This is a genomic window from Microbacterium stercoris, assembly GCF_017592545.1.
In the GTDB taxonomy this organism is placed as follows: Bacteria; Actinomycetota; Actinomycetes; order Actinomycetales; family Microbacteriaceae; genus Microbacterium; species Microbacterium stercoris.
The window spans coordinates 80,353-103,096 of the sequence record NZ_JAGFOA010000001.1 but is presented as its reverse complement, the minus strand read 5'-3'; the positions used below and the strand labels follow the sequence as shown (position 1 = coordinate 103,096).

At 69.4% G+C, this 22,744-nt stretch carries 24 protein-coding genes and 1 tRNA gene; 14 read left to right on the top strand and 11 right to left on the bottom strand.

The features are described from left to right. Positions 1–17: 17 nt before the first annotated feature. Positions 18–1,610, bottom strand: coding sequence for an ABC transporter substrate-binding protein (locus J5V96_RS00500; protein WP_208499341.1), 1,593 nt, complete (start codon positions 1,608–1,610; stop codon positions 18–20). A 162-nt stretch (positions 1,611–1,772) separates the two neighbouring features. Between J5V96_RS00500 and J5V96_RS00495 the strand changes: the two genes are divergently transcribed. Next, positions 1,773–2,480, top strand: coding sequence for a FadR/GntR family transcriptional regulator (locus tag J5V96_RS00495; protein ID WP_208499339.1), 708 nt, complete (start codon positions 1,773–1,775; stop codon positions 2,478–2,480). A gap of 97 nt (positions 2,481–2,577) precedes the next feature. On the opposite strand, the gene J5V96_RS00490 is transcribed toward J5V96_RS00495, so the two are convergent. Beyond that, positions 2,578–2,661 (bottom strand) — tRNA-Leu (locus tag J5V96_RS00490). A gap of 139 nt (positions 2,662–2,800) precedes the next feature. Here J5V96_RS00490 and J5V96_RS00485 point away from each other — a divergent pair. The 7 genes from J5V96_RS00485 to pknB all read left to right on the top strand — a co-directional run bounded on the left by J5V96_RS00485 (position 2,801) and on the right by pknB (position 11,964). Further along, on the top strand, positions 2,801–3,547 hold the full coding sequence (locus tag J5V96_RS00485; protein WP_208499337.1) for an FHA domain-containing protein: 747 nt from the start codon (positions 2,801–2,803) through the stop codon (positions 3,545–3,547). 5 nt (positions 3,548–3,552) lie between these two features. Further along, positions 3,553–4,089 (top strand): FHA domain-containing protein FhaB/FipA, encoded by a 537-nt coding sequence (locus J5V96_RS00480; protein ID WP_208499335.1) that lies wholly within the window; start codon positions 3,553–3,555, stop codon positions 4,087–4,089. 11 nt (positions 4,090–4,100) lie between these two features. Continuing rightward, a complete protein-coding gene (locus J5V96_RS00475; RefSeq protein WP_208499333.1) occupies positions 4,101–5,423 on the top strand; it encodes a PP2C family protein-serine/threonine phosphatase in 1,323 nt (440 codons plus the stop codon). Beyond that, positions 5,420–6,796, top strand: coding sequence for an FtsW/RodA/SpoVE family cell cycle protein (locus J5V96_RS00470; protein ID WP_208499331.1), 1,377 nt, complete (start codon positions 5,420–5,422; stop codon positions 6,794–6,796). Before J5V96_RS00475 ends, J5V96_RS00470 begins: the two co-directional genes overlap by 4 nt. A 67-nt stretch (positions 6,797–6,863) precedes the next feature. Continuing rightward, entirely contained in the window at positions 6,864–8,333 is a 1,470-nt protein-coding gene (locus tag J5V96_RS00465; RefSeq protein ID WP_208499329.1) for a peptidoglycan D,D-transpeptidase FtsI family protein, read from the top strand. After that, positions 8,330–10,156 carry a serine/threonine-protein kinase gene (locus J5V96_RS00460; RefSeq protein WP_208499327.1) on the top strand — a complete coding sequence of 609 codons (1,827 nt, stop codon included), beginning with the start codon at positions 8,330–8,332 and terminating at the stop codon, positions 10,154–10,156. Before J5V96_RS00465 ends, J5V96_RS00460 begins: the two co-directional genes overlap by 4 nt. A gap of 53 nt (positions 10,157–10,209) precedes the next feature. Then, on the top strand, positions 10,210–11,964 hold the full coding sequence (gene pknB, locus J5V96_RS00455; RefSeq protein WP_208499325.1) for a Stk1 family PASTA domain-containing Ser/Thr kinase: 1,755 nt from the start codon (positions 10,210–10,212) through the stop codon (positions 11,962–11,964). A gap of 18 nt (positions 11,965–11,982) precedes the next feature. On the opposite strand, the gene J5V96_RS00450 is transcribed toward pknB, so the two are convergent. Together J5V96_RS00450 and J5V96_RS00445 are read right to left on the bottom strand one after the other, a co-directional pair. Next, a complete protein-coding gene (locus J5V96_RS00450) occupies positions 11,983–12,138 on the bottom strand; it encodes a hypothetical protein (RefSeq protein ID WP_208499323.1) in 156 nt (51 codons plus the stop codon). Then, complete coding sequence (locus tag J5V96_RS00445) at positions 12,138–12,917, bottom strand: class E sortase (protein WP_208499321.1); 780 nt, start codon at positions 12,915–12,917, stop codon at positions 12,138–12,140. The genes J5V96_RS00450 and J5V96_RS00445 overlap by 1 nt, the downstream gene beginning before the upstream one ends. Positions 12,918–12,951: 34 nt before the next feature. Here J5V96_RS00445 and J5V96_RS00440 point away from each other — a divergent pair, with 34 nt between their 5' ends. Next, positions 12,952–13,203, top strand: a complete 252-nt coding sequence (locus J5V96_RS00440) for a cell division protein CrgA (protein WP_208499318.1) — start codon at positions 12,952–12,954, stop codon at positions 13,201–13,203. Positions 13,204–13,354: 151 nt separating this feature from the next. On the opposite strand, the gene J5V96_RS00435 is transcribed toward J5V96_RS00440, so the two are convergent. Both J5V96_RS00435 and J5V96_RS00430 read right to left on the bottom strand, forming a co-directional pair. After that, on the bottom strand, positions 13,355–14,236 hold the full coding sequence (locus J5V96_RS00435) for a rhomboid family intramembrane serine protease (protein WP_208499316.1): 882 nt from the start codon (positions 14,234–14,236) through the stop codon (positions 13,355–13,357). Positions 14,237–14,260: 24 nt separating this feature from the next. Then, the gene (locus J5V96_RS00430) at positions 14,261–14,818 is read right to left on the bottom strand and encodes a peptidylprolyl isomerase (protein WP_208499314.1); all 558 of its coding nucleotides are present in this window, start codon (positions 14,816–14,818) and stop codon (positions 14,261–14,263) included. Positions 14,819–14,957: 139 nt separating this feature from the next. On the opposite strand from J5V96_RS00430, the gene J5V96_RS00425 reads away from it, so the two are divergent. Beyond that, positions 14,958–15,479: a DNA helicase gene (locus tag J5V96_RS00425; protein ID WP_208499312.1), complete on the top strand. Its 522-nt coding sequence runs from the start codon at positions 14,958–14,960 to the stop codon at positions 15,477–15,479. Continuing rightward, positions 15,479–15,973 (top strand): aminoacyl-tRNA deacylase, encoded by a 495-nt coding sequence (locus tag J5V96_RS00420; RefSeq protein ID WP_208499310.1) that lies wholly within the window; start codon positions 15,479–15,481, stop codon positions 15,971–15,973. Before J5V96_RS00425 ends, J5V96_RS00420 begins: the two co-directional genes overlap by 1 nt. Here J5V96_RS00420 and J5V96_RS00415 read toward each other — a convergent pair. The 3 genes from J5V96_RS00415 to J5V96_RS00405 form a co-directional block, all read right to left on the bottom strand. Next, positions 15,970–17,286: a PAS domain S-box protein gene (locus J5V96_RS00415; RefSeq protein WP_208499309.1), complete on the bottom strand. Its 1,317-nt coding sequence runs from the start codon at positions 17,284–17,286 to the stop codon at positions 15,970–15,972. The genes J5V96_RS00420 and J5V96_RS00415 overlap by 4 nt on opposite strands. Before the next feature lie 97 nt (positions 17,287–17,383). Beyond that, positions 17,384–17,821 (bottom strand): type II 3-dehydroquinate dehydratase, encoded by a 438-nt coding sequence (gene aroQ, locus J5V96_RS00410; protein WP_208499308.1) that lies wholly within the window; start codon positions 17,819–17,821, stop codon positions 17,384–17,386. Positions 17,822–17,832: 11 nt separating this feature from the next. Then, positions 17,833–18,261: an NUDIX hydrolase gene (locus J5V96_RS00405; RefSeq protein WP_208499306.1), complete on the bottom strand. Its 429-nt coding sequence runs from the start codon at positions 18,259–18,261 to the stop codon at positions 17,833–17,835. Positions 18,262–18,666: 405 nt separating this feature from the next. Between J5V96_RS00405 and J5V96_RS00400 the strand changes: the two genes are divergently transcribed. The 3 genes from J5V96_RS00400 to J5V96_RS00390 all read left to right on the top strand — a co-directional run bounded on the left by J5V96_RS00400 (position 18,667) and on the right by J5V96_RS00390 (position 21,191). Continuing rightward, entirely contained in the window at positions 18,667–18,978 is a 312-nt protein-coding gene (locus tag J5V96_RS00400; protein ID WP_208499305.1) for a hypothetical protein, read from the top strand. A gap of 138 nt (positions 18,979–19,116) precedes the next feature. Further along, positions 19,117–19,680 carry a TetR/AcrR family transcriptional regulator gene (locus J5V96_RS00395; protein WP_208499304.1) on the top strand — a complete coding sequence of 188 codons (564 nt, stop codon included), beginning with the start codon at positions 19,117–19,119 and terminating at the stop codon, positions 19,678–19,680. Positions 19,681–19,772: 92 nt separating this feature from the next. Next, positions 19,773–21,191, top strand: a complete 1,419-nt coding sequence (locus tag J5V96_RS00390) for an MFS transporter (protein WP_208499303.1) — start codon at positions 19,773–19,775, stop codon at positions 21,189–21,191. 56 nt (positions 21,192–21,247) lie between these two features. Here the strand turns inward: J5V96_RS00390 and J5V96_RS00385 are convergent, their stop codons facing one another. Further along, positions 21,248–21,436: a CsbD family protein gene (locus tag J5V96_RS00385; RefSeq protein WP_208499302.1), complete on the bottom strand. Its 189-nt coding sequence runs from the start codon at positions 21,434–21,436 to the stop codon at positions 21,248–21,250. A gap of 69 nt (positions 21,437–21,505) precedes the next feature. After that, positions 21,506–22,735: an MFS transporter gene (locus J5V96_RS00380; protein ID WP_307793067.1), complete on the bottom strand. Its 1,230-nt coding sequence runs from the start codon at positions 22,733–22,735 to the stop codon at positions 21,506–21,508. Between the last annotated feature and the right edge of the window lie 9 nt (positions 22,736–22,744).

Sequence of the window (22,744 nt, the reverse complement as noted above, 5' to 3'; positions counted from 1 at the left end):
CCCGCGGTGCTCAGGGCTTACTGAGCGGCGACGCCGACGTCGAGGAACGACAGTCCCGTCGTCGGGACGGGCGCGAAGCCCACGAGCTGCTGGCCGCTCCAGGCCGTCGGCAGCTGACGGTGGAACAGCGGGTACAGGGTGGCCTGCTCCGCGATGAGGTCGAACGCCTCGTTCCAGTTCTCCTGCTGCTCGTCGCCCTCCTGCTGGACGGCCGTGTCGAGGAGGGTCGTCAGCTCGTCGAACTCGGGCGTGCCGGCCCACTGGGTGCGGGTCTGCGTCCACACACCCGGAGCGAACCACCAGTTCATCAGCAGGTCGGGGTCGTTGCCGAACACCGAGGGGTCACCCGGCGCGACGGCGACGGTGTAGTCGCCCGAGTCGACGCGCTCGTACATCGCGGCCGACTGCAGGATCTCGAGGTTCACGGTGACGCCCACGGCATCGAGCGACTCCTTGATGAGCGGAGCCACCTCCTTGACCCAGCCGGTGTCGGTGGTGAGCAGGTTGATCGTGAGGTCCGAGACACCGGCGTCCGCGAGGAGCGACTCCGCCTTCTCCGGGTCGTACGTGTACACCGTCGACGCCTCGTGGTAGTTCGGGTGGTCCTCGGGCAGGAAGGACGTGGCCGCCTCCGCGTTGCCGAGCATGCCGGTCTCGATGATCTTGTCCATGTCGAGCGCGTAGTGCATCGCCTGGCGCACGCGCACGTCGTCGAAGGGCGCGGCCTTCGTGTTGAACATCATAAAGAGGAGGCCGAACGACTGCACGCTCTCCACGTCGGCGGTCGCGGCGAGCGAGTCGACGTCGATGTAGGGCACGTCCTCCATCGCCTGGATGGTGCCGCTCGACAGCGCCGTCACACGCGCGGACGCATCGGCCAGCAGGTTCCAGTTCATACCGGCGGCCTGCGCCGGGCGCGGCCCGTTGTAGTCGTCGTAGCGCTCGAAGACCAGCTTGTCCTCGGGGGTCGCCGACACCAGCGAGTACGGGCCGGATCCGATCGGGTTCACGCCGAAGTCGTCGGGGTCGGCCTCGACAACCGACTTCGGCACGATCTTGACGATGCCGAGGCGATCGTTGATCAGGGAGAAGGGGAAGTCGGTGGTGATGCGCACGGTGTCGTCGTCGACGGCCGTGACGGTGTCGATGAAGTCGACGTAGCTGGTGAACAGCGAGTTGTTGGCCGGATCGAGCACTCGCTCGTAGCTGAAGACGACGTCGTCCGCGGTGACGGGATCGCCGTTCTGGAAGGTGGCGTCCTTGCGGAGGTCGACCTCGTAGGTCGTCTCGTCGACCTTCGTGGGCAGCTCCGCGGCGAGGGCCGCATAGGGCTCGCGCGTGACCGGGTCGAGATCGACGAGCCCCTCGAAGATGTGCCAGTTCGCCGAGACGGTGACCGCCCCGGAGGCGATCATCGGGTCGAAGCTGCCGTTCAGCGAATAGGAGATGCCGGCCTCGATGACGGCGTCGGTGTCGATCTCTCCGGCGGCGGAGCCGTTCGACGGGGTGTTCGCGGATGCGCCGCATCCGGCGAGCGCGATCGCGGCGGCGACAGTGCCGGCGACGAAGGCCGCCCGCCGACCCGCGCGGCGAGTGGGGAAGCGATTCATGGTTTCTCCTGTTTGGGTTGAGAACCTGTTGTCAGACATCTGACGTCGTACGTAAGATTAGGACAGGAGGCCCCGGCACACAACGCCGAGATGAACTTGTAACCTTCGGAGGACCCTAGAGATGGAGACGTCATGCCGGACGAGGTGAAGCGCGGATCGCGAATGCGCCGCACGACAACCGCCGACGACATCAAGCAGCTGATCCTCACGCGAAACCTGAAGCCCGGCGATCCCCTCCCCACCGAGGGCGAGCTCTGCGAGACTCTCGATGTGTCGCGCTCGTCGGTGCGCGAGGCCATCCGGCAGCTGTCCACGCTCGACATCGTCGATGTGCGCCACGGACACGGCACCTACGTCGGGAAGATGTCGCTGGCACCCATGGTGGAGGCCCTCGTCTTCCGCGGAGTGCTCTCCCCGGAGGGGTCGCTGCACGCGCTGCGCGAGGTCGTCGAGGTGCGCCTCGCTCTCGATCTGGCTCTCGCCGACCTCGTGGTCTCGCGCGCGATGGGCAGCGACGAGGCGCACGAGCTCGGCGCCCTCGTCGACGAGATGGTCGACCGCGCGTCGCGCGGGGAGGTGTTCCTCGAAGCCGACCGCGCCTTCCACACGAAGCTGTTCGCCATCACGGGCAATCAGCTCGCGATGCAGCTCGTGGGCGCGTTCTGGGACGTGCACACCGCGGTCGTGCCCCAGCTGGGCATCGTGCCGCCGCACGACATCGCCGACACCGCCGCCGCGCACGGCGACATGCTGCGATGCGCCCTCAATGGGGATGTCGAGGGCTACAAGCAGGCGGTCATCGAGCACTATCGGCCGATCCAGCGATCGCTCGAGGCGGCGACGGCCAGCACGGCATCCGATCAGCCCTGATCCGCCCGCTCGGCCCCGGGCGACGCGCCGGGGCCGAGCGGGCGGCACACACAAAAGAAGAAGGCCCCGGTTCTCACCGGGGCCTTCTTCTGTGCTGTGCGCGAGGGGGGACTTGAACCCCCACGCCCTTGCGGGCACTGGCACCTGAAGCCAGCGCGTCTACCTATTCCGCCACTCGCGCATGAGACCGGATCGCTCCGAACTCAACTTCCTGAGATTATCACGCGACCGCGCCTGGCGCGAAACCGGCCGCCCCCACCCACCCTCTCCAGGGTGTCTGGCTACGATGGCGCTACCGGTCGGCCGGATAGAGGAGACCCGTGGGACTACTGGACAGCTTCGAGCAAGGTCTCGAGCGCGCCGTGAACAAGGCGTTCGCGAAGACCTTCCGCAGCGGCATTCAGCCCGTGGAGATCGCCTCCGCCCTGAAGCGCGAGCTCGACACGAAGGCCGCCGTCGTCTCGCGCGACCGCATCCTCGCCCCCAATGATCTGACGGTGCTGCTCAGCCCCGCCGACGAGCAGCGCATGCGCGCCCTCGGCAGCGCGCTGATCACCGAGCTCGACACGATGCTGCGCGGCCACGCGTCGTCGCAGGGCTACAGCCTCGCCGGTCCGCTGCGCCTGCAGATCCGTGCGAGCGAGGAGATCACCACCGGCACGGTGCAGGTCGACTCGCAGGCAGCCGAGGGCGGCGAGGTCGAGTGGCGAGCAGTCATCGACGTCGCGGGCCGCCGCTATCCGCTCGTCAAGGCGCGCACCGTGCTCGGCCGCGGCAGTGACGCCGACATCACGGTCGACGACGCCGGAACGAGCCGCGCGCACGTCGAGATCCTGTGGGACGGCGAGCGCGCCATGGTGCGCGACCTCGGATCGACCAACGGCTCGAAGCTCGACGGCCGCCCGGTGAAGCAGTCGGGCCTGAGCGACGGCCAGACGATCACCATCGGCCGCACGGACATCGTCTTCCACGTGGTGCCGCTCGCGTCCCCCCAGACGCGGCGTCCGACCGGTGTCGACCGCACATCGTCGACCCGGATCCTGCCGCAGAACGGGGACTGGAGGTGACCGACGTGAGTTCGCTGACCCTGCTGATCCTGCAGATCGGCTTCCTGGTGCTGCTGTGGCTGTTTGTGTTCGCCGTGGTGTTCGCGCTGCGCTCCGACGTGTTCGGCGTGCGCGTGCGCAAGCTTCCGAGCGCGGCCGCCGCCGCGCCGGCGAAGGGCGCGCCCAGAGCGTCCGCCCCGACCACGCCGCCGTCGATCCCCCGCGCCGCCCCCGATGCCGCGCCGCGCGTTCCGGCGACCACCAAGACCGCCTCGCGCATCGTCATCACCTCGGGCCCGAAGGCGGGTCTCGAGCTGCCGCTCGGCACCGATTCGCTCACGATCGGACGCTCGAGCGAGACGGGCCTCGTCATCCGCGACGACTACACCTCGAGCCAGCACGCGCGTCTTGTGCTGTGGGGCGAGCAGTGGATGCTGCAGGATCTCGAGTCGACCAACGGCACGTTCCACGCGGGTGAGCGCGTGCAGCCCAACTCGCCGGTCGCGGTGCAGACCTCGACGCCGATCAAGGTCGGCGCCACGACCTTCGAGCTGCGGAAGTAAGCGCCCGCCGGATGTTCATCGGATCGAGCGCCGCCCTCTCCCATACGGGAAAGGTGCGATCGAACAATCAGGATTCGGGCTACTCGGGCTCGAATCTGTTCGTCGTCGCCGACGGCATGGGCGGCCACGCGGGAGGCGACGTCGCCTCCAGCGTCGCGGTGACCACCCTGCAGGAGCTCGACCACACGTGGGCATCCCCCGAGGAGGCCGAGGTCACCCTGCGCGAGACGATCGCGGGCACGGCGGGCGACCTCATCCAGATCGCCTCGCGCCGCCCCGAGCTCGCCGGTCTCGGCACCACGGTCAGCGCCATCGCGATGGTCGACGAGTTCGCCGTCATCGCCCACATCGGCGACTCGCGCATCTACCTGTGGCGCGACAACGCGCTCACCCAGATCACCACCGACCACACCTTCGTGCAGCGCCTCGTCGACTCGGGCCGCATCACGCCCGAGGAGGCGCGCTTCCATCCGCGTCGCTCGGTGCTCATGCGTGTGCTCGGCGACATGGATCCGGATCCGGAAGTCGACACGTTCATCATGCCGACGCGTCCGGGCGACCGCTGGCTGCTGTGCTCGGACGGCCTGAGCGGTGTGGTCGACGAGACCCACCTGCAGAAGGTGCTGAAGCTCGGGCTCCCCCCGGGCCGCACGGCCGACATGCTGCTCAAGTACGCGCTCGACGGCGGAGCCCCCGACAACGTCACCATCGTGCTGGTGGACGTCGGCGGCCAGCATCCGCTCGTGAGCGGCACCGCGACGATCGTCGGCGCCGCCTCGAACCCGCAGGGCATCAAGGTGCCGGCGGCCACGCGCAGCACGCTGCTGCCCACGAGCTGGCTGCACCCGAACCGCCAGGCCGCCAACGAGCCCACGCACTTCGAGCCGGAGCCCGAGTACCTCGAGGAGCTGATCGAGGAGGATCGCCGCCGCGCGCGTCGCCGGCGCATCGGCGGGATCGCCCTCATCGTGCTGCTCGCTGCGGTGGTCGTGGCCGGGTTCTGCCTCTTCTTCAACTGGACGCAGACGCGCTACTTCGTCGGCGCCGACGATGACTCCGTCGTCATCTACCGCGGCATCCAGCAATCGCTCGGGCCGATCTCGCTGTCCTCGCCGCACGAGGACACCGACATCCTCCTGGCCGACCTGTCGCCGTATCAGCGCAACCGCGTGGAGCTGACGATCAGCGCCCGCTCGCTCGCGGACGCGGAGGCCATCGTGCAGCGCCTGCGCGGATCCGTCCTGCCGGATCCCGTCGAGCCGACCCCGACCCCGACGCCGACGCCCGCCCCGACCCCGACGCCCACCCCGACCCCGACGGGAGCAGCCGGATGACCGCCCCCGCGGCCGACACCGCCGTCCTCAAGGCGCTGCGCAAGGTGCGGCAGCCGCAGCCCCAGCGCAACCGCGAACTGGGTCTGACGCTGTTCGCGATCGCCCTCACGATCGTCGCCACGGCGCTCTCACAGCTCGGCGAGCTCGGCTCGATCGAATCGGGCGTGCTGATCTCGCAGGGTGTGCTCGGCGCGCTCGTGCTGATCCTGCACATCGTGCTGCGCCTGAAGGCACCGCAGGCGGATCCGTTCGTCGTGCCGATCGCCACGCTGCTGACGGGCCTCGGCTTCGCGATGATCTACCGCCTCGGCATCTCCGGCGCCGCCGGCACCGACGCGGGCGCCGCGGGACGCCAGCTCATCTACGCCGGAATCGGCGTGGTGCTGTGCGGCGCGCTCGTCTGGGTGCTGAGCAACTACCGCGTGCTGTTCCGGTACACCTACATCTTCGGCCTGCTGGGTGTGGTGCTGCTGATCCTCCCGTTCATCCCCGGCATCCGGGGCGGCGGCAACGCCCTCGTGTGGATCCACATCGGCCCGTACTACTTCCAGCCCGGCGAGATCGCGAAGATCTGCCTTGCGATCTTCTTCGCCGGCTACCTCGTGCGCACCCGCGAGAGCCTCGCCTCGACGGGACGCCGCATCCTCGGATTCACCTTCCCGAGGGCACGCGAGTTCGGACCGCTGCTCGTGATCTGGCTGATCTCGATGGCGATCATCGTGGTGCAGCGCGACCTCGGCACCGGTCTGCTGATCTTCGGCATGTTCGTCGCGACGCTCTACGTCGCCACGGGCAAGACTGGATGGGTGCTCATCGGCGTGCTGCTCGCCGTGGGCGGCGCGATCGCGGCCTCGTTTGTGCTCGAGTACGTACACGGCCGCTTCAGCGCCTGGCTGAACGCGTTCGACCCCGAGCTCATCGCCGCCCAGGGCGGCAGCTACCAGCTGGTGAACGGCATCTTCGGGCTCGCGCACGGCGGACTCATCGGCACGGGCCTGGGCCTCGGCCGCCCGTACCTCACGCCCGTGTCGCAGAGCGACTACATCATCCCGAGCCTCGGCGAGGAGCTGGGGCTCGCGGGCCTGTTCGCGATCCTCTGCCTCTACCTCGTCTTCGTCGCCCGCGGCCTCCGCATCGGCGTCGCCGGCCAGGACGACTTCGGCAAGCTGCTCGCGACCGCGCTGTCGTTCACGCTCGCGCTGCAGGTGTTCATCATGGTCGGCGGCGTCACGCGTCTCATCCCCCTCACGGGTCTGACCACCCCGTTCCTGGCGGCCGGCGGATCCTCGCTGCTTGCGAACTGGATCATCGTGGGCATCATCCTGCGCATCAGCGACGCCGTGCGCCAGCAGCCGAGGGCGGTGATCGGATGACGCCCGCGATCATCGAGCACACGAAGCGAGAAGAGATGCCCCGGGTGTCCCGAGGGGGTGAGAGCGCATGACCAAGGAGCTCCGGCGCCTCTCCATCATCGTGCTGGTGATGTTCCTCGGCCTGTTCGCCTCGACGAGCACCATCCAGGTGCTGCAGGCCGACGAACTGGCCGACGATCCGAACAACCGTCGCACCACCCTCGACGGCTTCGAGACGCAACGCGGCGCGATCGTCGCGGGCGGATCGGAGATCGCGACCTCCGTGCCGTCGAGCGACCTCTACGTCTGGCAGCGGCAGTACCTCGACTCGCCCATGTGGTCGCACGTCACGGGCTTCCTCAACCCGTCGCTCGGCTCGCAGACCGGCATCGAGCAGGCCATGAGCCAGGAGCTGTCGGGCACCGCCGGATCGGCGTTCTTCCAGCGCATCGACCAGATCGTGACCGGCCAGCCGCCGCGCGGATCGTCGGTGCTGCTGACCCTCGACCCCGCCGCGCAGAAGGCCGCGTACGACGGGCTCACCCAGGCCGGCTTCACCGGCGCCGTGGTCGCGATCGAGCCGAAGACGGGCCGGATCCTGGCTCTCGTGTCGACGCCCGGCTTCGACGCGAACACCCTCGCCACCCACGACCCCGACGGCACCAACGCCACCTACGCGGCGCTCGAGGACGATCCGGGGCGCCCCCTGCTCAACCGCGCGCTGGCGGGAGACGTCAATCCTCCCGGATCGACGTTCAAGCTCGTCGTCGCGGCCGCAGCTCTCGAGTCGGGCGACTACACGATGACGAGCCAGCTCCCCAACCCGGCGACGTTCACGCTGCCGCAGTCGAACCACAAGGTGGCCAACTCGAGCGGCACCACCTGCGGCCCGGGCGCGACGACCACCATCGCCACGGCGATCCGCCTGAGCTGCAACGTGCCCATGGCCGAGCTCGCCATCAAGCTGGGCGACGAGGCGATCCGCGAGATGGCCGAGAAGCTCGGGTTCAACCAGGAGCTCGCCGTCGCGCCTCTCGCCGCCGCCGTGTCCGGCTACCCCGCGGGAATCACCGACGACGCGCAGACCGGCCTCAGCGGCTTCGGTCAGGGCCAGGTCACCGCGACGCCGCTTCAGGTGGCGCTGATCTCGGCCGCGATCGCCAACGGAGGCACCCTCATGAACCCCTACGCGGTCGATGAGGTCGTCGGTGCCGATCTGTCCACCCAGCAGACCTTCGAGCCCTCGGTGTTCGGGGAGACGATGAGCTCGGAGACGGCCGAGCAGGTCACCGAGGCGATGGTCTCGAGTGTCCAGGATGGTGCGGCCACGGGTGCAAGAATGGAAGGCGTCGACGTGGCTGGAAAAACGGGCACCGCGGAGATGGGCGGGGACAACCCGTACACGCTGTGGTTCACGGGCTTCGCGCCGGCCGACGACCCCGAGATCGCGGTGGCGGTGCTCGTCGAAGACGGCGGCGGTCAGGGGACATCGGGCAGCGGCAACACGATCGCGGCTCCGATCGCGAAGAAGGTCATGGAGGCGGTGCTGAGCAGATGAGGCCGACACAGGGCGTGTCCTTCGGCGGACGATACGAGCTGAATTCGCGGATCGCGATCGGCGGCATGGGCGAGGTCTGGGAGGCCACCGACCACGTCATCGGGCGTTCCGTCGCGATCAAGATCCTCAAAGACGAGTACATGGGCGACCCGGGCTTCCTCGAGCGCTTCCGCGCCGAGGCCCGCCACGCCGCGCTCGTCAACCACGAGGGCATCGCGAGCGTCTTCGACTACGGCGAGGAGAACGGATCCGCCTTCCTCGTGATGGAGCTCGTGCCCGGCGAGGCTCTCTCCACGGTGCTCGAGCGCGAGAACCGTCTGCAGCCCGAGCGCGCGCTCGACGTGGTCGCGCAGACCGCCTCGGCCCTGCAGGCCGCACACGCGGCAGGCCTCGTGCATCGCGACATCAAGCCCGGAAACCTGCTGATCACGCCCGACGGGCGCGTGAAGATCACCGATTTCGGCATCGCCCGCATCGCCGACCAGGTGCCGCTGACCGCCACGGGTCAGGTCATGGGCACGGTGCAGTACCTGTCGCCCGAGCAGGCGTCCGGCCACCCCGCGTCGCCCGCGACCGACATCTACTCCCTCGGCATCGTGGCCTACGAGTCGCTGGCCGGCCGCCGGCCCTTCACGGGCGAGTCGCAGGTCGCGATCGCGATGGCGCAGATCAACGAGCAGCCCCCGCCGCTGCAGGACGACATCCCCGAGCCGGTGCGCAATCTCGTGCTCGCGATGATCGCCAAGAAGACCGAGGATCGCCCGGCCTCCGCCGCGGTCGTCGCGCGAGCGGCCAATGCGCTGCGCCGCGGAGACGTCGCCGCTGCCGCGGCCGCGGTGCCCGCGATCGCCGCCGGCACGGCTCTGGCCGCCAAGGGCGCCGACGACACCTTCACGCAGCTGCTGCGCCCCGGCGACGACAGCGCCACGCGCATCCTGCCGAACACGACTCCCGTGCCGATCGGCGACGAGGAGGAGGTGCCGGCCGAGCCGGGGCCCAAGAAGAAGCGCAGCCCGTGGACCTGGCCGCTCATCGCGCTCATCGTGCTGCTGCTCGTGGTGCTGGGCGGTGCCATCTTCGGCCTGTTCGGCGACCAGCTGTTCGGCGGCGATCCGAAGCCGACGCCCACCACGACCGCTGCCAATCCCACACCGAAGCCGACGCCTTCGCCGACGCCCACGCCCACCGTGGCGCGTGTCGACATCGACGCGCTCGGTCTCGAGGGTCTGACGTGCGACGCGGCGAGCGCCAAGCTCGCCGAGCACGGCCAGTTCACCTGGAACTGCGGCGTCGGCAGCATGCAGGCCTCCGACCTCTCGCAGGAGGGCCTCATCTACGAGGTGACCCCGGGCGGATTCGTCGACGAGAGCATGCCGATCACCGCGAGCACCTACGGACCGATCGCCTCGATCGCCCCGCCCGTGAACGCCCCGACGTTCTCGCTGAACGGCGCGCCGATCAGCCAGACCGCGCCGAGCAGCGTCTTCAGCGTCAGCTGGTCGCCCGTCAACTGCCCGGCGTCCGCGCCGGACCGCGCCGGCTACACGGTGACCCTGCAGAACGCGGTGTTCCAGCAGAACGGCGCGCAGACCGCCGACTTCGACGGTGCGACCACGTCGGCCGCCGTGCAGGCGTCCAACTCCGGCTCAGAGGTCTCCGCGTACTACCAGGTGCGCTGCACGCTCGGTGACGTGGCGCCGCGCGCATCGGAGCCGTCGCCCACGGGCTCGGTCGCGCTGGTGACCCCGCCCGTCGAGCCGCCGACCACTCCCACGCCGGATCCGACCGAGGAGCCCGCTGCGGAGGGAACCACCGCGAACTGACCGGCAGCCGCCGAGCAGTTCGCGACCGCAGACGTCGGGTCCGGGGGGACGAGATGACCGATCAGAAGCAGGCCGTGGAAGAACGCACCGCAGATGAGACACACGCCCTCGACGGGCGCGTGCTCGGCGCGCGCTATCGCATCGGCGCGCTCATCGGGCGCGGCGGCATGGCGACGGTCTATCGCGGGTATGACCTGACCCTCGGCCGCGACGTCGCGATCAAGATCCTCAAGCGCGACCTCGCCGGCGACAGTGCGTTCCGCACGCGATTCCGGCTCGAAGCCCAGGCGGCCTCGCGCATGGCGAACCAGGCGATCGTGCGCGTGTTCGATGCCGGCGAGGACGTGGCGGCCGATGTGAACGCCGATCGCCCGATCCCGTTCATCGTGATGGAGCTCGTCCACGGCGTGCTGCTCAAGGACCTCATCGCCCTGGGTCCCGTGCCCGCCGCCGACGCGTCGCGCTATGTCGACGGCATCCTGGAAGCGCTCGAGTACTCGCACCGAGCGGGGGTCGTGCACCGCGACATCAAGCCCGGCAACGTCATGGTCACCGACGCCGGCCAGGTGAAGGTCATGGACTTCGGCATCGCACGCGCGGTGTCCGACACCTCCTCGACGGTGGCCGAGACCACGGCCATCCTCGGCACGGCCGCCTACTTCGCGCCCGAGCAGGCCAAGGGCGAACCCGTCGACGGTCGCGCCGACCTGTACTCGACCGGCATCGTGCTCTACGAGCTGCTCACCGGACGCCCGCCCTTCCGCGGCGACTCCCCCGTCGCGGTCGCGTACCAGCACGTCAGCGAGACCCCGGTGACGCCGTCGCTCGTCAACGAGACGTCGCCCCGCGCGTTCGATCCGGTCGTGCTGCGCGCGCTCGCGAAGGAACCGTCACAGCGCTTCCCGGATGCGGCCTCGTTCCGCGAAGCGCTCGACGCCGCATCCGACGGCAAGGCCCCGTCGAAGCGGGCTGTAGGCTCCCTCACGACCCAGCTCTACGGCGAAGACCCGCGCCGCGCGGCCGAGACGGCCCGCTCGCTTCGCCAGCTTTCTACCGACAACACCATGACACGCACGCAGTCCGGCCCGCCGGTGGCGTGGATCTGGGCGGGTGTCGCCCTCATCACCGTGCTGGTCGCCTCCCTGCTGTTCTGGGTGGTGCAGACGGATCCGCTCAATCCCGTGCCCGCAAGCGCCAGGATCGTGCCCACCGTGGCGGGGATGGATCTGGAGCACGCATCCGCGGAGCTCACGGACGAGGACCTCGTGTCGTCTCCGACGACCGAGCCGAGTGACACCGTCGTCGAGGGCGTGGTGATCCGGACGGATCCGGCCGCGGGCGAGAAGGTCGAACCGGGAACCGAGGTCACCGTCGTCGTGTCGGAGGGCCCGAAGGTGTCGGTCGTCCCGAAGCTCGTGTCGGCCAGCGAGGCCGACGCGCGCGCCGCCATCGACGGCGCCGAGCTGCTCGTGGGCACGGTGACGCCGCGCAACGACCCGGAGCTCGCCGCGGGCACCGTGATCTCGGCCCAGGTCAACGGCCGCGATGTCGTGGAGGGCGACGAGGTGCCCTCGGGTTCGACCGTGAACCTCGTGGTCGCCTCCGGTCGCGTGACGATCGTCGATTACACCGGCGGCACGCTGGCCCTCGCTCAGAGCGAGCTCGAGGCTCAGGGCCTCGTCGTCACCCCCGCAGAGGATGCCGGATGCCAGGCCGAAGGCTCAAGCCCCCTGGTGCACAAGCAGTCGGCCGTGGGCGATGTGCCCGTGCACTCGACGATCACCCTCACCTACTGCACCGGTGAGTGAACCGCTCGGCCGGCTCGTCTACTGGATCGTGCCGCCGTCGGGCACGAAGGTCGTGGCGATCCACGGGTACACGTACATAAACAGTCCGTAGAGCGCGGCCGCCACCAGCGCGAGCACGATCAGCAGCTTCACGAACCAGGGGCCGGGCAGGATGCGCCAGAGGGCGGCGTACATCAGATGAGCCCTTCGGTCAGCGCCGCGGGGGTCTCCCCGGTGGCGCGCGGCAGGAACGAATCGAAGACGCCATAGCCGACGATGCGCTCGGTCATGGAGAACTTCGGCGAGCAGCTCGTCAGGGTGATGTAGCGCTCGCCCGGAGCGACCTCCGGGGCCTGCGGCACGTCGGCGAGCACGTCGTAGGCGTCGGGCCGCACGTACTCGAGGTTGCGGAAGCGGTAGACGTACCACCCGGCTTCGGTCTCGATCACGAGCGGATCGCCCACGCGCAGCTCCGGGAGGCGCGCGAAGGGTGCGCCGAAGGTGGTGCGGTGCGCGGCGAGACCGAAGTTGCCCACCTCACCCGGCATCTGGGTGTCGAGGTAGTGGCCGATCCAGGTGCGATCGAGGGTACGGGGCTTGCTCACCCCGCCGGCGATCTTGATCTCGTAGTCGGATCCCCAGCGCGGCACCCGCATGATCGCCCACGGCACGCCGTCCTCATCACGCGGCACCGCGGCGGGCTCGTACGTGACCGCCTGGGTCTCGGGGTCGGCGATCGGCTCGGGCGCCGGTGCGACCGGGGCGCTCTGCGCCCACTGCGCCGACAGTTCCTGCGCCTCCGCCCGGGACGTCTGCCCGTAGATCAGATCGCCGATCCAGATCTGCCAGACCACGTAGAGCAGGATGACCACGCCGAAGGTGAGCAGGATCTCGCCCAGCACGCTCGCGAAAGTGGCACGACTTCGGGGCCGGGGCCGGCGACGCGCGCCCCTGAGCTCCCCCACAGTGGTCACGGATCCAGTTTACGCGGCCGGTAGGATATGCCCCATGGCAGGAACCAAGAAGCCCGCGCGCCCGAATGACGACGACGCCGTCGAGCGTCCCGCGGTCGACGCCGCCCCGAACCCGGTGTGGTTCAAGCCGGTGATGGTCGGTTTTATGCTCATCGGCCTGGTGTGGATCCTGGTGTTCTACCTGTCGGGCATGCAGTTCCCCATCCCGGGCATCGACGCCTGGAACCTCGTGATCGGCTTCGGCATCGCGTTCATCGGCTTCCTCATGACCACTCGCTGGCGGTAATCCACAGCCTCTGGAAAACGAAGCGCCCCTCGACTCGGTCGAGGGGCGCTTTTCTACTTATCACCAGGTTTTTCCACCGGTGGAGGGCGGCGAAATCACAACGGTGTGATTCCATCCCCAGCCGGGGATAACTCTGTGGATAACTCCGATGTCAGCGCAGCCAGATGAGCGGCGGCACCGCGAGGAGCGCCAGCAGGGCGACGACGATCACGCCGAGCAGGATGAGCTGTCTGCGCGACTGGTCCGCACGCCGGGTGGTGGAGAAGACCCACCCGACGAGAAGTCCCGCGATGAGGCCGCCGATGTGGGCCTCCCAGGAGATCGCACGCAGGAGGAACCCGACCACCAGGTTGATGCCGAGAATGATCAGGATGCCCCGCACGTCGCCGCCGAGCGTGCGGCCGATGACGAGCAGCGCGCCGAGCATGCCGAACAGCGCACCCGACGCGCCGACGACCGTGCTGCCGAAGGCGAGGAACGCGACGGCGACGGCACCACCGAGCCCTGCGACGAGGTAGAGCGCGATGAAGCGCCAGCGCCCGAGCATGGGCTCGAGCACGCGGCCGATCATCCAGACCGAGAGCAGGTTCAGTCCGACGTGGATGAAGCTGCCGTGCACGAGCATGTAGGTGAGCAGGCGCCACGGCTCGAAGACGCCGAAGTACTGCGGATACAGCGTCGGTGCGGCGAACGCCAGCCACTGGGCGACGCTCACGCCGAACAGGCCGAGCAGCAGATCGAGAAGGAAGAAGCCGGCGGTGATGCCGACGATCCAGTTGGTGACGGGTGCGGCACCCGCCCGGACGGCGACGCCGCCACCGCGACCCCATCGACGCTCCGCGCGCTTCTGCGCGGTGCTGCGCCCGTTGCGCTGCTCGCGCATGCACTCGGGGCAGATCACTCCCACCGCCGCCTGCGTCTGGCATTCCGGGCAGATGGTGCGCTGGCAGCGCTGGCACAGCGCGAAGCTCATCCGATCGGGATGCCGATAGCAGTAGTTCGCGGGATCGCGGGAGACGTCTGAGGTGGTCACGATGGCGGCGGGGCCTGCGTCAGCTCAGACCGAGGCGATCTCGACCGAGTGCAGGACGACGTCCTCGCGCGGTCGATCCTGGGCGCCCGTCTCGACTGCGGCGATCGAGTCGACGACGGCCTTGGAGGCCTGGTCGGCGACCTCGCCGAAGATCGTGTGCTTGCCCTGCAGCCACGGCGTCGGATCGGTCGTGATGAAGAACTGCGAGCCGTTGGTTCCCGAGAGCTTGCCGGTGATGGCGTTGGGGCGCTTGCCGGCGTTCGCCATGGCGAGCTTGTAGGGCTCGTTGAAGTTCAGCTCGGGGCTGATCTCGTCGTCGAAGGTGTAGCCGGGGCCGCCGACGCCCTGACCGAGCGGGTCGCCGCCCTGGATCATGAAGCCCGGGATGATGCGGTGGAAGATGACGTCGCTGTAGAGCGCGCCCTCGCCCGGCTTGCCGGTGCGCGGATCGGTCCACTGACCGGATCCGTCGGACAGGCCGATGAAGTTGTTGACCGTCTTCGGGGCCTGGTCGCCGAAGAGGTTGACGACGATGTCGCCGTGGTTGGTGTGCAGCGTGGCAACGGCAGTGTGCTGAGGCATGGGTCCATCCTCGCAGAGGCCGCCGACACTGCACCGCTTCCGGACACCTGTCAAGGCCCCTGGAATCCCCCTGCCGCTGAACGGGTGATCTGGCAGGATGAGGGAACCACCACATCCCAGCGACAGGGAGGGCACCGATATGAGCCTCAGCAAGAAGCGCAAGAAGGAACTCCAGCGGCTGCAGCAGTCGGCCGCCCAGCTGTGGGAAGCGCAGCAGGTCGTCCTGGCCGGCGCGTCCGACGTGGCCCGCGAGGCCGGTCGTCAGCTCGGTCACTACAACCGCGAGCACATCGCCCCGGTCGTCGACGAGAAGTACCACGAGTACGTCGCTCCGGTCGTCGACCGCGTCGCGCCGTACGTGGACGAGAGCCGCAAGGCCTCGAAGCACTTCCTCGACCACAGGGTCGTTCCGGTCGTGGGCGGTGTCGTCGGCAAGGCGCTCTCGGCGCTGGATGCGGCCAACGACGCCCGCCAGAAGTTCACCGGCCACGTGGCTCCGGTCGCACCGCCGAAGAAGAAGCGCGGCGCGGGCCCCGTGATCGCGCTCGTGCTCGGCGTCGCCGCTGCGGCCGCCGTGCTCTACGCCGCTTGGCAGACGCTGCGAGCCGACGACGAGCTGTGGGTCGCTGACGACCCGCTGGCCTCGCCCGACGCCCAGTAGTGGGCACCTCTGAAGCCACCTCCCGGGTACGGGAAGCCGCGGCGGCTCGCGGCCTCGAGATCGAGGTCATCGAGTCGCCGCGCGCGTCTTCCCTGGAGGAGGCGGCGGAGCTGCGCGGCATCACGCCGGCCGACATCGTCAAGTCGCTCGTGGTCAAGGGCCGCGGCGATGACAACTACCTCTTCGCGCTGATCCCGGGCGACCGCTCGATCTCCTGGCCCAAGCTGCGGGCGCTGCTGGGTGCCAACCGACTGCGCCTGCCAGAGCCCGAGCTCGCCCTCGCAGCCACCGGCTACGAGCGCGGCACGATCACCCCGCTGGGAAGCACGCACGACTGGCCGGTCTTCGCCGACGAGCGCATCGTGGGGCGTCGCGTCTCGATGGGCGCGGGCGCGCACGGCTACAGCCTGTCCGTCGATGCCGACGCCCTGATCGACGCCTACGGCGCGACCGTCGCCGACATCTCCGAGCCGATCGAGACGATCCGGGGCTAGTTCGCGTCGGACGGCGGCGTGAGCCGGCGGTCGTCGAACACCACCACGCCGTCGCGCCCCGTCTTCTTCGCGGCATAGAGCGCCTCATCCGCACGGATCATCGCGGTCTCGGACGAGAGCGCCGGCCCCGAGAGCTGCTCGAACGCGATCACGCCGACGGATCCGGACACGTGGATCCCGTGCGCTGTGAGGAATGCGCCCGCTTCCCTGACCTCCTCGACGATGCGCACCCCGACCCGGCGCGCATCCTCCAATCCGCCGTCGTGCAGGAGCACGGAGAACTCGTCTCCGCCCTGGCGAGCGACCATGTCCCCGGCTCGCACGGCTCGGCGCAGGTGCCGGCCGACGCGGACGATCAGCTCATCTCCGACAGGATGACCGAGCCTGTCGTTGACCGACTTGAACCTGTCGATGTCGAGCGAGAGAAGGGCGCCGCGAGGTCCTTGCGCTCGGCAGAGCTCCACGTGGTGGTTCAGCTCCCGCTCCAGCCGTCTGCGATTGGCGAGCCCGGTCAGCGCATCGTGCTCGGCGAGCCGGCGGTACTGTTCCCGGGCCTGCTCGAGCTCCTGCTCCACAGCGCGGGTCTCGGTCACGTCCCGGATCGCCGCCAGCGTCCAGCTGCCATCCGGCTGGCCGATCGGGCCGAGACTGATGCCGACGGCGAGTTCGCTGCCGTCCTTGCGTCGCGCGGTGAGGTCGCGCGATCCCATCGTTCGCCGCACCGGATGCTCGGCATACCGACGTCGCAGTTCCCCATGGTGCTCGCGCACCCGATCCGGCACGAACAGGTCGACGCTGCGCCCGAGCACCTCCTCCGGGGTGTACCCGAGCATCTCGGTGACCTGGGGATTGATGTACTGGACGATCCCGCGCGAATCGACCACGACCATGGCATCCGGCGCCGAGTCGAGGAATCCGCGCAGCTGTGCCGCCGCTGCCTCGGCCTGATCGCGAAGCCGGACGCGCTCACTGACATCACGCACGGCGGCGAGCTGCCAGACCTGGCCCCTGCCGGGCCCCGGGACCGGCGTGAGACTGATGTCCACGGGGATCTCGCGGCCGTCCTCGTGCAGCGCCATCACGTCTCGGGCGTCGATGCGCCGCGAGTGGTTCCCCCCGGCGAGCGCCGCGAGTCTCTCCCGCAGGCGCGGCGGCGACAGCATCGACACCGGCTGTCCGATCAGAGACGACGGGTGGTGGCCGAAGACGACGGAGACTGCGGGGTTGACCTCTCGGATGACGCCGGCATCGTCGACCAGCAGCATCGCGTCGGGCGCCGCCTCGAGGAAGGCCCGCAGCTGAACATCGTCCATCCGACCCATCATGCTCGGTCGGACCCGTTGTTCACACCCTCCCCCTTGTGTGGTCAGACCACCCGGCAGGCGATCGCGGCCACTGCCGCAGCGCGGATCAGCGCAGGATCGTCGCGAGGCGGTGCACGGCGAACTCGTACCCCTGCACGCCGGCCCCGACGATCACGGCCGAGGCGATGTCGGAGAGGTAGGAGTGGTGGCGGAAGGCCTCGCGCGCGTGAACGTTCGAGATGTGCACCTCGACGAACGGCAGCTCGACGCCGGCCAGGGCATCGCGCAGCGCAACCGACGTGTGGGTGAGGCCGCCCGGATTGATGACGATGCCGTCGACATCCGCCCTCGCCTCGTGGATCACATCGATCAGCGCGCCCTCGTGGTTCGACTGGAAGGCGCGAAGGTCGAAACCGACCTCCTTGGCGGTCGCCCTCGCCAGGGCGAAGACGTCGTCGAGCGTCTCGCGCCCATAGATCTCGGGCTCGCGCGTGCCGAGCAGGTTGAGATTCGGGCCGTTGACGAGCAGCAGGCGGTTGTACATGGATGCTCCGTTCAGTGCTTCAGTCCGGCGAGTGTCAGGGCGGCGTCGACGAGCGACACGCGCTCGATCCCGTGCACCTTCGACAGCGGGATCCACTCGGCCATGTCGCTCGATCCGTCGACCTCATGCGTGAGCTCGCCGCCCACGATCGTGGCCTTGTAGACGAGGCGCAGGGTGTGCAGCGGGCCGGTTGCGCCCTGAGCGAGGCGCTTGCGAGCGGGCACCACGCGAGAGTCGACACCCAGGATGCCGTCGAGCCGCACCTTGTAGCCGCTCTCCTCCCAGACCTCGCGCACCGCCGCGTCGGCCGGATCCTCGCCGGGCTCGAGCCCACCGCCGGGAAGCGACCACGCGGGAACGCGGCCCTCGATCCACCGCGTCAGCAGCAGCCGATCCTCATCGTCGACGATGACGCAGTAGGCCGCGACGCGCATATCCATGGGGACAGCCTAGTGAGCCTGCCGGCTCTTCGAACGAGGGCGGAGCAGCCCCTGAAGACCCACAGGACGGTCCCCCGGTTCCAAGGAGGTGGAGCGGTGCATACAGCACTCGGGCAGCAGCTTTCTCCGCGACGGGAATGATCAGTCCGCGGGAGGAACAAATGACGTGCGTATTTATGCGGCGCCAGTGCCTTTCGGTGGTTAATCTCGCAAATTCTGGACCGTCCTTTCCAGCTTGGCTGCTTCCTACTCAAGCTTTTCCGCGAGGCGCTGAGCTTTTCTGCTTCGTGTCGCCAGAGCTGCCGACCCGGTCGGGACCGTGGCCGCGGCCATGAGCTACGCAATGTGCAAGAGTGGTCACAGATTCGAAGCTTCCCAGCCGCGGATACGGAGGATTCATCACTCATGAGTGCAACGGAAGCACGCCCCGAAACGCGACGAACGCAGAGTCTCCCGCTGGGCACCATCGCAACGATTCTGGGAGCGATCGCGCTCCTCCTCCTGAACACCGCACTGATCGCGTTCTATTTCTTTTGGAACATCGCAGACGCCGCAACAATCAACGGGGTGGAGTCGGGCGCCGGATATGACCCATCGTCGATGTTGCCGAATGCGCATCTGATGTGGATCGCCGCGAACGCCTCGTTGCTGTTCTTGATCGCCACTGACGTGTGCGTAACTGTCTGGTACTTCACCAACCGGCGAAAGCCGGTCTAGACCCCCTCCAGGGCTAGTCGAATCGGGCATCTCGGGGCGGATCGGCGATCTTCGGCGTCTTACGTTGGCGTACTGCATCCCCGGGGCGTCACGATCCTCGGTTGCACCGACTCGATGAGTGAGTGTACAGTCACTCTCATGAGCCCCCGCGGATCCGTCCTCTCCACCGCCGAGCAACGGCGACCCGTCGTCACGGACGCCGCGCTGCGCCGGTTCGCCGAGCGCGGCCTGCACGCGACGACGGTCGCCGACGTCGCGGCCGAGGCGAAGATCTCCCCCGCGTACGCGTTCAAGCTGTTCCCCCGCAAGGAGGCCCTGTTCGTCGCGGCGCTCGAGCTCTGCTTCGATCGCATCCTCGAGGCCGTCGCAGAGGGCGCGGATGCCGCCGCATCACCGGGCGCCGACGATGTGCTCGACGCGATGGGCGATGCGTACGCGCATCTCATCCAGGACCGCGCGCTGCTGATGCTGCAGGTGCACGCGCAGTCGGTCGCCGACGTTCCGGAGATCGGATCCGCCCTGCGCGCCGGTCTCGCGCGCATCACCACGTTCGCGAAGGATCGCTCGGGCGCCTCAGACGAGGCCGTGCAGCGATTCGTCGCCTACGGGCAGCTCTGCCATCTCATCGTCACGGTCGGTCTCGAAGAGATCCCCGAGCCGTGGGCGCAGCTGCTGACCCGCGGCATCCGCCACCCCGACTGATCCAACCCATCCCGAGCACCCGCGTCGCGCGGGTTCTCTTTTGACCTCAAGAGTGAGTGTTGAATCACTCTCCATCTGAAAGGAAGAAGCGCATGACCCTTCTCGCCTCCCCCTCGACCCAGGCGCACGCGCGCTCGCCACGCCGTTGGCTGGCCCTCGGCGTGCTGGCCCTCGCCCAGTTCCTCGTGGTGCTGGATGCCTCCATCGTCAACATCGCCCTGCCCGTGCTCGGCGCGCAGCTGCGGATGGACACCACGGCGCTCGCCTGGGTCATCACCGCCTATGTGCTCGCCTTCGGCAGCCTGATGCTGCTCGGCGGGCGTCTCGCCGACCGCTACGGCCACCGCCGGGTGTTCCTGATCGGCACGGCCGGGTTCGTCGCGGCCTCGGCGGCGGCCGGCCTCTCGGTCGGAGCGGAGATGCTTCTGGCGTCCCGCGCCGTGCAGGGCGCCTCGGCAGCTCTGCTCGCCCCGGCGGCGCTCGCGCTGCTCACACACCTGTTCCCCGTCGCGGGCGAGCGCGCCAAGGCGCTGGGCGTCTGGGGCGCCGTCGCCGGCATCGGGTCGGCCGCGGGCGTGCTGCTCGGTGGCGTGCTCACCGCGAGCCTCGGATGGCAGTCGGTCTTCTTCGTGAACGTGCCGGTGGGTGCGGTCGTGCTCATCGCGATCCCGCTCCTCATCACGCGTGATGGCGCCACGGCACCGTCCCGTCTCGACCTGCCGGGCGCCGCCTCGATCACCGGCGCGCTCCTGGCCGCGGTGGGCGCCGCGAGCGCGATCGAGCAGTTCGGGCTCGCGCACCCCGTGGTCTGGGGCCTGGGTCTCCTCGCCGCCGTACTCGGGGCCGTGTTCGTCGCGGTCGAGCGGCGCGCATCCGATCCGCTCGTGCCGCTCGCTGTCTTCCGCAATCGGAATCTGACGGTCGGCAACGTCGTGATGCTGCTGGTCGGTGCGGCGATGGTGGCGCTGTTCTTCGCGCTGTCGGTCTACATGCAGGCCGTGCTGCACTACGACGCGCTCACGACCGGCCTGAGCCAGCTGCCGCTCGCCGGCGCGCTCGTTGTCGCCGCGGGCGTGGTGCCGAGCCTCATCGCAAAGGCCGGAGCGCGGATGACCCTCGCCGGCTCGCTCGTGATGCTCGCGGGTGGGCTGGTGTGGCTCGCCTTCGCGCCGGCCGACGCGGACTTCGTCGCGCACCTGCTCGGCCCGAGCCTGCTGATCGGCGTGGGCATGGGCGGTGCGTTCGTCACCACGACCCAGCTCGCGGTGGACGGTGTCGAGGGCGGCGAGGCGGGCCTTGCCGGCGGCCTCGTGAACACGAGCCAGCAGATCGGCGGAGCGCTCGGCCTCGCGGTGCTCGCCGCGGTGGCGACCATGCGGACGGAGGCGCTCGGCGCCGCCGGGGTCGCCGAGGCACAGGCCCTCACGGGCGGCTTCTCATGGCTCTTCCTCGGCACGGCGGGCCTCGCGGTGCTCGCCGGTGCGGTTGCGCTCGGAGCGCGCCGATCCTGATCCGGAACAGCCAGAAGGCGGGCGACCCTCTCGGGTGGCCCGCCTTCTGCGGTCGGTCAGTGGCCGTCGGTGGCGTCCTTGACAGCGTCCTTGACGTGCTCGCCAGCCTGCTTCACATGGGCACCGGCCTGGTCGGCCTTGCCCTCGGCTTCGAGACGCTCGTTGTCGGTCGCGTCACCGACACCTTCCTTCACCTTGCCGGACAGGTCCTGCGCGGTGTTCTTGACCTTGTCATCGAATCCCATGTGCGACTCCTTCCGTAGGACAACCACGCTACGAACGGCCGCCGGATCACGCACGGGGGTTGACAGCGGTCAGGATGCCCGTGCGAAGACGATCGCGAGCAGCGCACATCCCGACGCGATCAGCGCCATCACGCCGTATCCGCCCACGGCTGCGGCGGCCATCGGCCCCAGTGCGGGCCCGAGCGCGGCGACGATCGTGATCGGAGCGGCGTAGACGCCATTGAGCGACCCGTAGGTCGCGGCGCCCCAGCGTTCGATGACCGCGGAACCCTGCACGAGCGTCTGGGCTCCGCGCACGGCGCCGGCGACGATGGCCAGCGCGATGAGCAGCCAGGTGGGTCCGGGGGTGAGGGCCATCAATGCGAGCGCCACCGCGCCGGTCGCCGCCGTCGCGACCAGCGGCACCCGCGGCGCCGACGTGCGCGGGATCGCGACGTACAGCAGCCGTCCGGCGACCTGCCCCGCGCCGAGAAGGCCGAGCGCCCAGGCGGCCAGCCCGTAATCCATGCCCTTCTCGGAATACAGGGGGATCACCGAGAGGGTCACCATGTACAGCGCGGCGACGAGCAGCAGCGTGCCGCCCTCGAGGGCCCAGAACCGTCGGCTGCGCAGCACCGCGCGCACGCCCGGACCGACCTCTGCGACCGCCGTCGGGAGCAGCGGCGGCCATCGCCGCTCGAGTGTGAACCAGTGCAACGGCACCGTGACGACCGCCAGCACACCCGCCAGCACCACGAACGTCGAGCGCCAGTCGATGACCGACAGCAGGCCCGCGACGATCGGCGCGAAGATCGTCGATGCCAGCCCGCCCGCGAGTGTGAGGATCGTCATGGCCCCGCGGCGACGCAGGTCGTATCGGCGAGCCAGCACCGTGAACGCGGCCTGGTACAGCGTCGCCGCCTGGGCGGTGCCGGCGACGACCCAGCCGAGCCCGAACAGCCACGGCTCCGGGGCGCCGGCCACCACGATCAGGCCTGCCGCACCGAGCACGCTGCCGAGGGTCATCACGCCGCGCGGCCCCTTGGCGTCGAGCCAGCGCCCGACCGGCACGCCCGCGATCGCCGAGGCCACGAGCCCCGCCGAGAAGAGCGCCGTCACGAGCGCCAGCGGCCATCCGGTGTCCTCCGCGACCACGGGCGCGGCGACGATCATCGCGTAGAACAGGATGCCCCAGCTGACCACCTGACCAAGGCTCAACGCCGCCAGGCGCCACGGCTGCCACGGCTCGGGCGCGGCAGGCGCCACCGGCGTCACATCGTCGCCGTCACCGGACATCCACGGGGATGTGCTCTCGCGCACTCCCTGTGA